The following is a 13,403-nucleotide window of genomic DNA, read 5'->3' on the forward strand; positions in this document are numbered from 1 at the left end:
CAAATGGCCGCCCACCCCAGCGAATTTTGACACCCGTCCGCGGAGCCGTCCGGGTCAATTTTTGAAAAAGCTCCTAGTGTGACAAAGGGTAAACAGGACCTCACTATAAGGAGTGGAAGGATGTCTGAACAGTCCTCGTCCGGTATTCTTCCAGGGCGGAATCACTCTCTTGTACTGGAATTTACCGATGAGTCTGGGAAGGCCGATGTTCGAAAGGGAAAAAGAGATCGTGATGCAAGCACCTGAACCAGTTACCTTGTGCGGAAGAATTTTCGGGGAAGGTTCTGCCTGATGGAGTCGGGAACGATAATATTTTCGCCGTTGGGGTAGGGGTACAGACCATGTTAAAAAACACATTGTTTTCATTAGAAGGTAAAACCGCCTTGGTAACGGGGGCTCGCCGAGGCCTTGGACGGGCTATGGCCGTTGCGTTGGCGGAGGCGGGAGCCGATATTATCGGTGTCAGCGCTCAAATGGAGCCGCATAGCCTCGTGCAAGATGAGGTCGCAGGGCTGGGTCGACAGTTTTGGGCGTACGCGTGCGACCTATCCGATCGCAATCAGGTTTACGAATTGATTGCCACCATCCAGCGGGAGTTCGACCGCCCTATTGACATTCTGGTCAACAATGCGGGAACCATTCTGAGGGCGCCGGCGGTACAATACTCCGATAAGTATTGGGACGAGGTCATCAATACCAACCTCAATGCACCTTTCGTGCTAAGCCGTGAGTTGGGTGGCTACATGGTCCAACGTGGGGCTGGTAAGGTAATTTTCATTGCGTCGCTGCTGTCATTCCAAGGGGGGATACTGGTTCCCGGATATGCGGCTTCGAAGGGCGGAATTGTTCAATTGACAAAGGCGCTGGCTAACGAATGGGCTAAGGATAACGTGCAAGTCAATGCCATAGCGCCCGGGTATATGGCCACCGACAATACGGCGCCGCTGCGCTCTGATCCAGTGCGCTCACGTGACATTCTAAACCGGATTCCGGCGGGAAGGTGGGGAACGCCCGATGATGTTAAGGGAGCGGTAGTGTTCTTGGCGTCCGATGCATCTAACTATGTGACTGGGACGGTGCTGACGGTTGACGGCGGCTGGATGGCTCGATAGTGTTGCCCAAATGGAGGGGGCTGCCTCGATTGGATTGCCAACTTCCGACTATGATGATGTTTCGCTGGTCACATCTCAAGCCCAGTGCTAGAGGATTGGCAAGGCGATTGCGGTCTGGCCTGGCGGTTGAAAGACCGTAAGGCGAAATGGCCACCTTGCTCACACCTGACAGTAGTGACGTAGAGACCGGATCAACCCCGTGATAGAGAAAGGGAGACGGATATGGATCAACCACTTAAAGGACAATGGGCCATTGTTACTGGAGCCACGTCGGGAATTGGACATGCAACAGCCCTGCGTTTGGGGGAGATGGGGGCTAATGTCGCCATTCATTATCATGGTCATCGAGAAGCGGCGGATGAAGTGGTATCCCAAATCCGAAAGATGGGGCGGGAAAGCCGCGCTGCCCAGGGCGATTTTCGCAAGCAGGGCGACGTGTTTCGGGTCATCGAAGAGCTAGCTGAGGGCAATCATCTGGACATTCTGGTCAACAATGCCGGAACGCTAATTCAACGCTATTCATTGCACGAGATGCCGCTCAGGCATTGGGACGACACGATTGCGCTCAATCTTTCCAGTGCATTTTGGGCCGTTCGTGCCGCTTTGCCATCATTGGTAGAGGGAGCACGGATTATCAATGTATCATCCATCGCAGCCCAAACCGGTGGCGGTCCCGGGGCTTTCGCTTATGCAGCGGCCAAGGGCGGCCTTATCTCCCTTACCCGCGGATTGGCGAAGCAACTTGCGGGTCGGAACATCCGAGTTAACGCAGTTGCCCCTGGAACCATTGACACGCCCTTTCACGAGCAACACTCGACACCGCAGTCGCTCGCCGATGTTGCGCAGCGCATTCCGTTGAAGCGTCTGGGCTCATCAGAAGAGTGCGCGGGGGTTATCGCTTTTCTGGCGAGTACCGACTCTTCATACATTACCGGCGAGGTCATCACAGTTCATGGAGGGCAAGGGCTGGTCTGGTAAATCCAAGTTTTTCGCCGGTCAAGCGTGAAACCGGTTACGTCCGACGGAGTCTTTAATGGGGCGAAGATGCGGTGGAGGTGTGCAACAAAAGACCATCCACAAGGCGTCCGCTAGGTAGATTACGGCGCATCTGCGGCTAACTTGGCCGGTAAGACGAGATTTGAGCGCAAGCGTCAAGGCGTAATCCCTGAAGTTCGGGTAAGCCCAGTGCTTAAGGGTGCCAACGTGCGAAGGGGAAAAATAACGTGTCTAACGGGTAGGAGGGTGGGATCCAAGCAGAGATTCAATTTGAGCGCCCTCAATCGAAGTCGGGCAGATCCAGTTCTGCCTGCAGGCACGATAGGTCCGCCTGTATCCGACAGCAATAAATTTCTGGACTAATCCGCCTTTAATAGAGGAACCCATGGCTTCGCATCGACGGGGCGTGCTTTGCATATTTGCGGATACAATAGCATGAGGCAGGGAGGACAAGACGAAGGATCGCTCGGGCGCTTTCCTAGGATTGGGTCGCTTGGCTTGCCAATCTCTGTGCTCCATGCCAGCGTATTGGGGCGGGGTCTTGTTATTCCGCCCTTGATTCAGAACATATTGAGGAGGGGACTAACATGGCAGTGGGAAACATCTCAGCATCGGCTTCGGGAACGTTTGCGATTGGCGGCGATCTTCAGGTTCACCGGTTGGGTTATGGCGCGATGCAATTGCCCGGGCCCGGCGTTTGGGGTGAGTCGCGCGATCCCGATGGGGCCGTTCGCGTACTACGCCGGGCGGTGGAACTGGGTGTGAACTTGATTGACACGGCAGATGCCTATGGTCCCTTTGTAGCAGACCTGCTCATCAAGAAGGCGCTCCACCCCTACCCGAAGGACCTGGTGATTGCCACCAAGGTGGGGCTCACCCGTTCGGGGCCGGACGACTGGCGACCGGTGGGACGTCCCGAGTACCTGCGCCAACAGGTGGAATTAAACTTGCGTCATCTCGGATTGGAGCGGATTGACCTTTTACAGTTGCATCGGGTCGACCCCAAGGTGGCGCTTGCCGATCAGGTGGGTGAGTTGGCGCTGATGCAGCGCGAGGGAAAAATCCGGCATATCGGGCTTAGTGAGGTCACTGTGGACCAACTGAAAGAGGCTGGCCAATACGCGACGATTGTCTCGGTTCAGAACTTGTACAATCTGGCTCATCGTGATGCGGAACCGGTGTTGAAGTACTGTGAGGAGCACAATCTGGCGTTTATCCCCTGGTTCCCTCTAGCCACGGGCGAACTGGCCAAGCCCGGCGGTCCGCTGGATGCGGTGGCCAAGCGGTTGGGAGCGAAACCATCCCAGCTGGCGCTTGCGTGGCTCTTGAAGCGATCCCCGGTCATGTTGCCGATCCCCGGCACTTCCAGCGTGACCCACTTGGAAGAAAACGTTGCAGCGGCTGAGGTGAAACTGAGTCAGGAAGACTTTGAAACACTTACCAAGGCGGTCTAAACTCGAAGCCGCAGAATTTGCGGATTAAGTTTGCCACCCTCTGAGTCGCCGGAAGATATTGGGAACGGGCATGCGGGCGTTGTTTACGCCGTGATGCCCGTTCCTTGTTTCCTTGTTCATCCGATAGTCTCAGCCCATTAACAGTCTCGGTAACCTTCACGATGTTCCAGGCACCAATGCGGCAGAGCGTCAGCCAGTGACAGGTCATACCTTCTTGCTCCATCCGGCTCAACCAGGCGGACCATGGCAAGACCTGGGGTTCCCTTAGGGCGCGGTAGTGTGGCTCCCCGGAAAAAGACCGCTTCAGGCAACGAGTCGTATAAAGTCCGCACGGGTGAGGAAACTACTGGCATGACAGAAGAAGGAGTGTGATGGCACTGATGGAATCCCAGGACTCGCATGCCGTGGAGCTTTTGAATGCCGATTTATACGGCGAACATGATGCCATTTTGTACTATTTGACGCACGCCTGGACGGTAGCGCGTCAGCATGGCCATCAAATTCTCGAGATCGCCTATGACGAAATGCGTCATTTCAAATGGCTGGCGCATACCATCGTGGATTTGGGCGGCACACCAGACTTGAAGCCACCGGACGTGGCACCGGTAACAGACATCCAGGCAGCCTTGAAGAAGGATGTGGAGGCCGAGATTCAAGCCATTGATCAGTATCAGGACCATATCGAGCGCATATCGCTGAAGCCGGTCAAAGCGCTGTTGCAACGCATTGTGGTTGATGAACAGGATCACCTGCGCCAGTTTCGGGAGTTGTTGGATCAGACCCATGGAGAACCGGAGCAGGTTGAACGGCCTGAGAAGGTGGTCTCCCGCGTGGCCACGCAGCTGCAACAGACGATTCGCCTCGAGTACCAGCAGATGCTGGCGTATTTGATGCGGTCCTTTATGGAAACGCATGCCCGGGAAATGGGCATGGACATGGAGGAACGGTCTATTGATGAAATGCGGCACATGGGGTGGATAGGAAAGCGCATGGGAATGTGGGGAATTCAGCCCAAGTTCCCCGAAGTGGATATTGATGAAGTCGCTCACACCGAAGAGGAAGCCATATATCGCGATGTGCGCGAATGGGCTCAGGTGGCAATGCCCAGCATGCTGCCAACCATTGACCGCATTCTGGCGCAAGAGGAGTATCACGTGACCCGCTAACCCAGGGCCTTTCGGGAGTACTGGTCTTTAGCCATATGTTTCTTGGCTCGTATGTGGGGCAGATGGAGTATCATACAATCCGAAGTGCGCCGTTAAAGTGCCAATTAGGGTACTGAAAGCGAATGTCGGAAAGTGGCTCCGTCTGGCCCACACACTGTATTTTGGGAGAATGGGAGACTGATGGCTCGGCGTCCTGGCGAGAGGCACGCCTGGAATATCCATAAAGTTTGTCGCCAGTGCCTGCCCCGTTCCCCGCCTTTTTTGTTGCCCGCCTTCAGAGCTCGCGTTGGTCAAGAGGGTCAGATGCCATGGAATGAATCTTCTATGGGGCCTTGAGATTTTGAATAGGAGGATGGGCGGCTTGGGTTCCCCACGCAACACTTGGATTCTCATCACGGTCGGTATTGGGACCTTGCTGTCCAGCATGACGAACAGCGTAACCAATACAGTTCTACCGGTAATTGCGCAGCATCTGCATCTCACCATTTCGCTTGCGTCGTGGGTTAACTTGATTTACTTGCTGGTGCTCATTTTATTGCTGCTGCCGGCCGGACGATTGGCGGATATGGTCAACCGGCGGGCATTGATGACGGCGGGGTATATCGTCTTTGGACTCTCATCCGTGGGGGCGGCGCTTAGCCACACGTTGTTCTGGCTCTTAGCCGCCCGGGGAATGAGTGCCGTGGCTGGTGCCCTGCTCTTGTCAGTGGGGCCGGCCGTGTTAACGGCCACCTTTCCACGCGACCAGCGAGGCCGGGCGCTAGGATGGCAGGCGCTGATGACCTACTTTGGGCTTGCAGTGGGTCCGATTCTCGGGGGGTGGCTGGCGCAATTGGCGGGATGGCCGGCAGTATTCTGGGTGGCCGTTCCGATTTCGGCGCTCGGTGCGGTTCAGGCCCTTTTGTGGATTCCTGGCGCGGGGCTAGGACGTCCGCGGGCGTTTGACACGTGGGGTAGCATCTTCTTTGTGGTGGCCATGGTGGCGGTCACGCTAATCATGAACCCCAGCGCCTACCCTGGTCAGGAGGCGCTGGCGCTTGTCGTGCTGGGCGTTGTCGCACTCATTGCCGCGCCGCTCTTCATTCTGCGTCAGCAGCGCTTCGCCGATCCGATGATCGATCTTGGACTCTTTCGCGCCCGCAATTATCTCTACGGTACCCTGGGGGCAATGATTAACTATCTCTGTTTCTTTGTGGCGTTGTTCCTGCTTCCCTTCTACCTCACCACCATTCGGTCCTGGTCGGTGGGTCAGGTCGGTTTGGTGCTGACCATTATGCCAGCCTTAATGATGGTGCTGGCTCCCTGGGCCGGGAGTCTGTCGGATCGCTTAGGATCCCGGGGGCTATCCACATTGGGAATGCTGGCCAATGCACTGGGATTGGGGGCGTTTGCGCTTGCAGCGGTGGTTCCGTCAGTGGGGCTGGTTCTTCTGGTGGGTGGCCTGGTACTCATGGGAGCGGGCACGGGACTTTTTGCTGCTCCCAACAACGCGGCCATTATGAAGGCCGCCCCTGGCAGCAAGCAAGGCGTCGCGTCCGGCACCTTGGCCACCGCGCGTTATGTGGGGATGGTGGGGGGCACCACGCTCGGGAGCTCGCTGTTCCATCTGTTGACAAACATGGATGCCCGGGGCCCGCACCCGTTTCTCACCGCGTTTATTTGGGTCATGGGGATTGGGGCCGCGTTCGGCCTTCTTGGGTGTTTGGTCACCCTATCCATGGAGCGCCGGGAGGGGGGCTTGCCCCATTCGACAGCCCGCATGAGCCAGGAATGTTGAAGGCATCAGGCACGTTAGGTTGCGGAGTTAGGATGGCATGTGAAACGACGGATTCATGGCCTTGCTAAAATCACTCAATACATTTCGTAACAGCCCCCGTGCGGGGCTGTTTTTTGGGGGAGAGGGGTCTCATGTCCGTCAGTCTGTCACGAGATTGTCATACTTTGTCGGTATTGTTTGTTTGGTGAATAACTCGCATATGGGGGGATTTTCCATATGGCCAGCCTGTCTGGCGCCAAACTTTTAGGTCTTTGCACCATCGCGGTTGGGGCCATATATGCTGCAGGCTATGTCTATACGGAGCCAACCGCACAAGCTGCCGTGCCAAGCGCCAGCGCCCATCAACTCACGCCTCAGGCTAACCAGGGCGCGAGCCCCAGATCATCGCCCAGCACCAGCCCGACATCATCGTCCCCGACCCCAAGCCCGGGCGCGAAAAATTCCGGTGCATCAACCACGGCCCAGACGGTTCAATATAAGGACGGGCAATACACCGGCTCTGGGTCGAATCCTTATGGCACGCTGTCGGTGTTGGTAACCATCGCTAATGGCAAAATCTCGAATGTCAAGATCACCAGCTACAACATGCACTATCCGCAGCAATACATCGATCCGCAAATGGTGAATGAGGTCGTGTCTATGCAGACCTGGCGCGTGTATGTGGTGAGTGGCGCCACCGCCAGCAGCTACAATTTTGCCGAGGCCGTGTATTACGCCTTGCAGAAAGCGAGGGCTTAGATCTATGCCGTCGAATAGGGATTCCACGCGCCATGATCTGATGAGCCTGTCCGATTCATTTCTTTTGATGGGGACGGTCGTCACCATACGAATTGTAGGACAGGCAGGCGTGCATAAAATGCGGGAAAGCATTGATCAGGCGATTGCCGCCATGCGTGCGGTGGAAGCCGCGTGCAGCCGATTTGATGACGAGAGCGCGTTGCGGGAATTATGCCGGCATCCGGGGGAGAACGTGGCCGTGCCCCCCGCTTTGTATCATGCCCTCCGTATCGCCCGGGAGGTAGCGGAAATGACGGACGGGGTGTTCGATCCGTCCATCGGCCGGATGCTAGAGCAACAGGGATTCAACCGCAACTATTTGACGGGCCAAGAGGTGACCTCGGACATTCCTTGGGATGATGCGGCTAGCTTTCGTGATATTACCATTTTTGAGGATGGAAAGACCATCCGCCTAGAGAAGCCCATGCTCCTCGATTTGGGAGCGGTCGCCAAGGGACTGGCGGTGGATCTGGCGGCTCAGGAAATTCATGGCTACGAAGGATTCGCGGTCGATGCCGGCGGCGACATCTATGTATCGGGGGTGGACCCGTCAGGCGACCTCTGGAGGGTGGGTATCGAAGATCCCGTTCATGTTGACCGATTGCTTGGCTCTGTCCAAGTCAAGGACATGGCGGTGTGCACGTCCGGAAGCTACAAGCGGCGAAGTCCCAAGAATTCTGAGGTCCACCACCTCTTGAATCCGACTTCCGGGGAACCGGTGGACGGACTTCTTTCCTGTACAGTGGTTGGACCTCAGGCGGCGTTGGCCGATGTGGCTGCTACAGCAGCGTTCCTGTTGGGGCCTCAAAAGGCCATTCCGTTTATTGAATCCCTAGGTCTCGCGGGGCTGTGCGTGGCCACCGACCATCAGGTGCAGGAGACATCATCCATGGGGGTCTATAAGCGATGAGCAAACAGGGAAAACAAACGCCGATTACCTCAACCTGGAAGTCCTTCCGCCGCTTTGCGAAGACCCCGAAGGGCCACGTCCTGGGCGCGTTAATAGTGCTCACGCTGATCGGAGGTTTCTTCCCCGCGGGACACTTGGGCATTCTGCATGCGATTGCCGCAGGAGCCACGGCTATTGTCTTTGACGCCATGGTAGCGTGGGTGCTCAAGCGAAAGGTGACCTTCTCAACCGGGGGACTCATTACCGGCCTTATCATAGCGGATGTTTTAAGCGGGCTTGCCCCGATTGCCATCGTCATGCTGACTACCATGGTGGCGCTCGCCTCCAAGCACCTTCTGAAGCGTGGACGAAAGCCCATTTTCAATCCGGCGGCGGTGGGGCTTTTGGTATCCATTGGCGTGTTCTCCACCGCGGAAAGCTGGTGGGCGGGCATGCCGCTCATGCCGCTTTGGACGCTGGGGCTGTTGCTGGCAGTGGGGGTGTTTGTCGCCATTCGGGTCAAGAAGTACCTGCAAGTCCTTGCCTTTTTGGGCACCTATTTCACACTCATCTTGGTCATGGCGCTCTTGCATTTAGGGCTGCCGTCAGCAACGCCTGCCGACGCCCTGCGTTCGCCGTTTGTCAATTCGGCTCTCTTCTTGGGTTTCTTTATGTTGACGGATCCCCCCACTACGCCGGGAACCTTAGGTCAGCAAATTCCTTTTGCGGCGGTATCGGCCGCCGTGGCGGCCGTGCTCTTCGCGACGGTAGGCGGACTGACCTATCTTCTCATTGGTCTCTTGGCCGGCAACGGTTTGACCGCCTTGATGGCACGCTCGCGAAAGCCCATCCAAACCACACGGCCCGTGGAACGGCAGACGGCTTCGGGCGTGTAGATGGTCAATTGGGGAAGCTGGTACACGTCTGAAGCTTTAAGGCCGTGAACTTGTCTTCACAGGGAGAGGAACCGCGACTCCGAACGCGCTGAATGGGTTATCAACACCAGCGCAGGGGCACTGCTGGGGAAGGGGAGCGCCCCTGCGCATCGTTGGATCTATTACGGTGGGCGTTGGTTGTCGTTTTCTCGTGTTAATGCCGGAGTTGCCCGTGAAAATGTCGCCATAGTGGACACGAGATTTTTGTGCCGTCCTAGGACAGCCAAATTTTTCCGGAGAAAACCATGGCCAAAAACTGATGCACGCCTCCGAACTTGTTAAAATGGGAAAAACGAACGAAGAACGGGGGAGGAACATGGGTGAACGACAAGCCCGTCCACATCTGAGCTGCCCCAACTGCGGGGAAACGGTGTTGCCGGATGACGTCTTTTGCTTTCACTGCGGGCGCCGTCTAAAGGCCGCCCAGTCGTCTCCAAGACCGGTCCCGCGCCATATTGGCCTCTGGGCGTTGGCGCTGGTCGGTGTTCTTGCCTTAGTGGGGGCAGGCTACGTGATTCATCACCAGCAGCAGGCCCTTCAAGCCGCGCTTCAGCATCAGAATAGCCCAAAGGCTAAACACCGATCGGGTCGCGTCGTTCTGCATCCGGTGGTCACAACGACCACCAGCTACCCCGCTAATTTGCCGTCTTCGGCACACTGGACGGTTGAGGTCGAGACTTACCACAACGTGCAACTCAGTTTGCGCCTGCCGACCAGCTTGGCCCATCTTAAAAAGAGCACCTCGAGCCAATGGGTCTGGGGCGATCCGTCATTTCCATACCAAGTCACATTAGGCGTTGCGTCATCCAAGCCGGGGGCAGCCTCGGTGTCCTTGGGAACCAACACGTGGGGAACGCCTATTGCGAAGAGTGGCTCCACCGCCCAACAGGACCTCTATATCAAATGGGCACCGGGCAACTGGGCAGAAGTGCTGATGACCGTGCCTTCGAAGGATGAAGGATGGTTGGGAGCCATAGCTGAGAGCGTTCGGGTTAGCTAGAGGACGGTGACAACGGCAAAGGGATGCCGCTCGCTGTATCTAACGTCGCATCACCAACCCGTGATGTTGGGGGAACTCTGGGTTTACGATATTCAGCAATCAGCTATCGGGAACAAGTGCGGGGTCATTCTCCGTCGCGCGTAGTTTCACGCGCCATCAAAAGAGGAGACCGAGTGTGTGGTTCCGCTTTTATCGGGTTATGAGCTGCTGCGCCTCGCGTTTTCTCAGGATCCTGGAAGTCTCTCGTGTCTAATTAGCCTGAGGACTTGTTCCCACCTGAGGGCCCTTTCGAGGACTCGCCTGACGTTCCCCCGGAGCTTCCCCCAGACTTAGATGATGTCGTTTGGCTACTGGACGATTTTTTCTGCACGGAAACTTTGCCGCTTGCCTCAAGTCGGGCTTCTTTGACATCTTTCAGCTTGACGCTGTTTTGGCGAAGCTCCATGAACAAGTCTGGCTTAGACATGCGCTGTCGCCGCATTGCATCTTCCTGTATCTGGCCATTGGTAACAAGCGTGGTAGAGATACCTTGCGTAATTTTCTCCAGCCAACGAAAGCGAAGGTTGAACCAGGTCAGCAACCATTGCAGCACGCCTAGGGCGACAGTAATGGCGATGGCGTTGATGAGTGGTGTATGGGTATTCTCCATTCCCAAGGCTACCGCTTCACCAATCATGATGACAACCGCGTAGTCGAAGGGCCCCATTTTTCCCAGCGTACGCTTGCCCATCAGCCGAAACACCACCAGCGCGGTCAGCCATAAGATGGCTGTACGGCCCACCAATGCGATGACTTCCACCAGATATTCGTCCTCCTTCGCCTGGCATCGCCACTAGCATGCAACGCCAAACACCGCCCTATGCGAATCGGCGCTTGGCATTCGTCTCCAGAGAATGCATTTGCTAGAATGGCAGGAAGAGAACTGAGGGAGGACTTATGACCAAAGACGAGGTCTTGGAGCAGGCGCGCGCCTTGCACGTCGATGTCGTGCGCCTGCAGTTTACCGATATCCTGGGAATTGTAAAAAACGTCGATATTCCGGTGAAATCGTTGGGCATGGCGTTGGATGGCCGCATGATGTTCGACGGGTCATCCATCGAAGGTTTTGTCCGCATTGAAGAGTCCGATATGTACCTCTTGCCGGATCCCAGCACGTTTGCCGTCTTGCCGGGGCGTGCACAGGCGGGCGTGACCGCCCGCTTAATGTGTGACATTGTCAATCCGGATGGCAGCCCCTTTGCGGGGTGTCCCCGCAGCGCCTTGAAGCGGGTGCTGGCCGAGGCCCGCGACTTGGGGTTTTCGATCACAGTTGCCCCCGAACCGGAATTTTTCTTGTTTGAGGGCACGGAGGCCCGCACGACCGATGAGGCCGGCTATTTTGATCTGTCTCCCAGCGATTTGGGCGAGGATGCCCGCCGTGATATTGTGCTGGCGATGGAGTCGATGGGCTACGCGATTGAAGCCACGCACCACGAAGTATCACCCGGACAGCATGAAATTGACTTCCCGTATACCGACCCCTTGTACTGTGCTGACACCTTAATGACGTTTCGCGTGGTGGCGCGATTGGTGGCTCGCCAGCATGGCTTTCATGCCACCTTTATGCCCAAGCCCTTGGCAGGGGTTAATGGCTCCGGCCTTCATCTCCACCAGCGTCTCATGTCGGACCAGGGCAATGTCTTTTATGACGCCAAGCAACCCAACGGGGTGAGCCGGACTGCACTCCGCTACATCTCCGGATTAATGGCTCATGCCCGGGCGTTTACGGCTATCACCAACCCCTTGATCAATAGCTATAAGCGTCTGGTTCCTGGCTATGAGGCGCCGGTATACATTGCCTGGTCAATGGGCAACCGCAGTCCCATGGTGCGTGTGCCGCGGGGACGCGGCATGGAGACCGCCATCGAGGTGCGTTCACCGGACCCATCGTGCAATCCCTATCTGGGGTTGGCGGCCACTATTAAGTCCGGATTGGACGGTTTGAAGCATCGCTATGAGCTGTCCGCCCCCATTTCCCGAAACATTTACCGCATGAACGACGCGGAGCGTCGGGAACTCGGCATCGAGCGGCTTCCGGAAGATTTGGAGGAAGCGCTGGACGCCTTAGAGGGCGACCGTGTGGTTTGGGATGCGCTCGGCGATCATATCGCCCAGCGGTTTATTGAGGCTAAACGGCTGGAGTGGGACGTCTACCGGCATGAGGTTCATCAGTGGGAACTGGACCAATACCTGCGCATGTATTAGCCCTGAAGACGAATGGTCCAAAGACTGTTCAAAGCGCCCTGGGGACCCTCGCCGCCCACCCATAGCGCTTGGCCGGCACTTGTCGACACCAGAGCACCGTAGCCGGCGGGTTCTGGCAATGATGGCGCCGCCTGCCACCGGTGCAGGTCGGCGTTGTACCAATAGGCTTGGCTGGTCCAGCCAGATGCGGTCTGACCGCCGGCCACCAAGAGCCGTCCGCCCACCACCGCGGCCTCCGCATATTGCATGGCCAAGGGATAGGGCGGGAGCGATGTCATCGATCCAGATTTCAGATTATAGGCTTCAGCATCATTGGTGTAGGACCCGGAGGCCGTCAACCCACCCACAACATAAAGGGTGTGCGCGCTTCGCGCCACGGCGGCGTAACGTACGCCCTGAGGAAGTCGAGCGAACACATGTGCGGGCTGGCCCGGCGAGTACGACCAAATGGTGTTTGAAGGCGCTCCGAGATTGTGGCCCCCGACAATGAGAGTGCGTGCGCCATCGGGGACCGCCGCAAGATCTGACAGAGGGAGAGGCAGCGGTTGTTCCGGGGTTGCGGGGGCCATCCGCGGAAGCGGCAGACGAAAGGTTTGAGCGCTTGAGGCGAATGTGCCGCCGCCTAAGACCAAAAGGCTTTGATCCCAGGGAACCGCGGCCAAGTCATGAAGTGGGGTGGGAAGTGTGGTAGGACTGGGCGATACGTTTTGAACGGCGCCCGCGGAACTTACCTGAAGCTCGACAATTTGATTGCTGCTGGAGTCATTCACCAGGCCGCCCAACACAAAGACTTGCTGTCCGCCGGATACGGCTGCCAGGCCCATGGTCCGGTGAGGCAAGGTTAAGCGGGATAGCGACCATCCACTCCACCGGGGAGACGGCTTGACTGGGGTCGGATGTTTGGGCGGCAATGCCGCTCGGTGGACGGGAGGCTTTCCCGTCTTGTGCGTGAGCATCAGGCTTATGACCACGAGGAAAAAGACCGTAAGCAACAGCCAGAAGCGACCGACAGGGCGCCGTGAGCGACGTGACATGAGGTTCCCTCCAGAATAT

At 56.9% G+C, this 13,403-nt stretch carries 12 protein-coding genes; 10 read left to right on the forward strand and 2 right to left on the reverse strand.

Going from position 1 to position 13,403, the window contains the following annotated elements; genetic code table 11:
• Positions 1-341: 341 nt before the first annotated feature.
• From HIJ39_RS06975 to HIJ39_RS07015, 9 genes are all read left to right on the forward strand, one after another.
• The gene (locus HIJ39_RS06975) at positions 342-1,112 is read left to right on the forward strand and encodes an SDR family oxidoreductase (RefSeq protein WP_169098096.1); all 771 of its coding nucleotides are present in this window, start codon (positions 342-344) and stop codon (positions 1,110-1,112) included.
• A 222-nt stretch (positions 1,113-1,334) separates the two neighbouring features.
• Positions 1,335-2,090: an SDR family NAD(P)-dependent oxidoreductase gene (locus tag HIJ39_RS06980; protein ID WP_169098098.1), complete on the forward strand. Its 756-nt coding sequence runs from the start codon at positions 1,335-1,337 to the stop codon at positions 2,088-2,090.
• A gap of 605 nt (positions 2,091-2,695) precedes the next feature.
• Positions 2,696-3,562: an aldo/keto reductase gene (locus HIJ39_RS06985; RefSeq protein WP_169098100.1), complete on the forward strand. Its 867-nt coding sequence runs from the start codon at positions 2,696-2,698 to the stop codon at positions 3,560-3,562.
• A gap of 371 nt (positions 3,563-3,933) precedes the next feature.
• Complete coding sequence (locus HIJ39_RS06990) at positions 3,934-4,728, forward strand: ferritin-like domain-containing protein (protein ID WP_169098102.1); 795 nt, start codon at positions 3,934-3,936, stop codon at positions 4,726-4,728.
• A 361-nt stretch (positions 4,729-5,089) separates the two neighbouring features.
• Entirely contained in the window at positions 5,090-6,505 is a 1,416-nt protein-coding gene (locus tag HIJ39_RS06995; RefSeq protein ID WP_169098104.1) for an MFS transporter, read from the forward strand.
• 216 nt (positions 6,506-6,721) lie between these two features.
• Positions 6,722-7,243 carry an FMN-binding protein gene (locus HIJ39_RS07000; RefSeq protein WP_169098106.1) on the forward strand — a complete coding sequence of 174 codons (522 nt, stop codon included), beginning with the start codon at positions 6,722-6,724 and terminating at the stop codon, positions 7,241-7,243.
• Between the two features lie 4 nt (positions 7,244-7,247).
• Complete coding sequence (locus tag HIJ39_RS07005; protein WP_169098108.1) at positions 7,248-8,192, forward strand: FAD:protein FMN transferase; 945 nt, start codon at positions 7,248-7,250, stop codon at positions 8,190-8,192.
• Positions 8,189-9,067 (forward strand): RnfABCDGE type electron transport complex subunit D, encoded by an 879-nt coding sequence (locus tag HIJ39_RS07010; RefSeq protein ID WP_169098110.1) that lies wholly within the window; start codon positions 8,189-8,191, stop codon positions 9,065-9,067. The genes HIJ39_RS07005 and HIJ39_RS07010 overlap by 4 nt, the downstream gene beginning before the upstream one ends.
• A 355-nt stretch (positions 9,068-9,422) precedes the next feature.
• Positions 9,423-10,106: a zinc ribbon domain-containing protein gene (locus tag HIJ39_RS07015; RefSeq protein ID WP_169098112.1), complete on the forward strand. Its 684-nt coding sequence runs from the start codon at positions 9,423-9,425 to the stop codon at positions 10,104-10,106.
• Between the two features lie 253 nt (positions 10,107-10,359).
• Here HIJ39_RS07015 and HIJ39_RS24570 read toward each other — a convergent pair whose 3' ends face one another.
• On the reverse strand, positions 10,360-10,905 hold the full coding sequence (locus tag HIJ39_RS24570) for a YetF domain-containing protein (protein WP_169098113.1): 546 nt from the start codon (positions 10,903-10,905) through the stop codon (positions 10,360-10,362).
• A 137-nt stretch (positions 10,906-11,042) separates the two neighbouring features.
• On the opposite strand from HIJ39_RS24570, the gene HIJ39_RS07025 reads away from it, so the two are divergent.
• Complete coding sequence (locus HIJ39_RS07025) at positions 11,043-12,350, forward strand: glutamine synthetase family protein (RefSeq protein WP_169098115.1); 1,308 nt, start codon at positions 11,043-11,045, stop codon at positions 12,348-12,350.
• Here the strand turns inward: HIJ39_RS07025 and HIJ39_RS07030 are convergent.
• Positions 12,347-13,384 (reverse strand): Kelch repeat-containing protein, encoded by a 1,038-nt coding sequence (locus tag HIJ39_RS07030; RefSeq protein WP_169098117.1) that lies wholly within the window; start codon positions 13,382-13,384, stop codon positions 12,347-12,349. The two genes, HIJ39_RS07025 and HIJ39_RS07030, sit on opposite strands and share 4 nt — an antisense overlap.
• Positions 13,385-13,403 lie beyond the last annotated feature (19 nt).

Origin of the sequence: Sulfobacillus harzensis, from assembly GCF_012933365.1 — a bacterium.
GTDB classification, from domain to species: domain Bacteria; phylum Bacillota; class Sulfobacillia; order Sulfobacillales; family Sulfobacillaceae; genus Sulfobacillus_B; species Sulfobacillus_B harzensis.

What these genes read in the sequence shown, in the direction of transcription:
- HIJ39_RS06975 (WP_169098096.1), top strand. Translation starts at nt 342, where the DNA reads ATGTTAAAAAACACATTGTTTTCATTAGAAGGTAAAACCGCCTTGGTA.
- HIJ39_RS06980 (WP_169098098.1), top strand. Translation starts at nt 1,335, where the DNA reads ATGGATCAACCACTTAAAGGACAATGGGCCATTGTTACTGGAGCCACG.
- HIJ39_RS06985 (WP_169098100.1), top strand. Translation starts at nt 2,696, where the DNA reads ATGGCAGTGGGAAACATCTCAGCATCGGCTTCGGGAACGTTTGCGATT.
- HIJ39_RS06990 (WP_169098102.1), top strand. Translation starts at nt 3,934, where the DNA reads ATGGCACTGATGGAATCCCAGGACTCGCATGCCGTGGAGCTTTTGAAT.
- HIJ39_RS07000 (WP_169098106.1), top strand. Translation starts at nt 6,722, where the DNA reads ATGGCCAGCCTGTCTGGCGCCAAACTTTTAGGTCTTTGCACCATCGCG.
- HIJ39_RS07005 (WP_169098108.1), top strand. Translation starts at nt 7,248, where the DNA reads ATGCCGTCGAATAGGGATTCCACGCGCCATGATCTGATGAGCCTGTCC.
- HIJ39_RS07010 (WP_169098110.1), top strand. Translation starts at nt 8,189, where the DNA reads ATGAGCAAACAGGGAAAACAAACGCCGATTACCTCAACCTGGAAGTCC.
- HIJ39_RS07015 (WP_169098112.1), top strand. Translation starts at nt 9,423, where the DNA reads ATGGGTGAACGACAAGCCCGTCCACATCTGAGCTGCCCCAACTGCGGG.
- HIJ39_RS07025 (WP_169098115.1), top strand. Translation starts at nt 11,043, where the DNA reads ATGACCAAAGACGAGGTCTTGGAGCAGGCGCGCGCCTTGCACGTCGAT.
- HIJ39_RS07030 (WP_169098117.1), bottom strand. Translation starts at nt 13,384, where the DNA reads ATGTCACGTCGCTCACGGCGCCCTGTCGGTCGCTTCTGGCTGTTGCTT.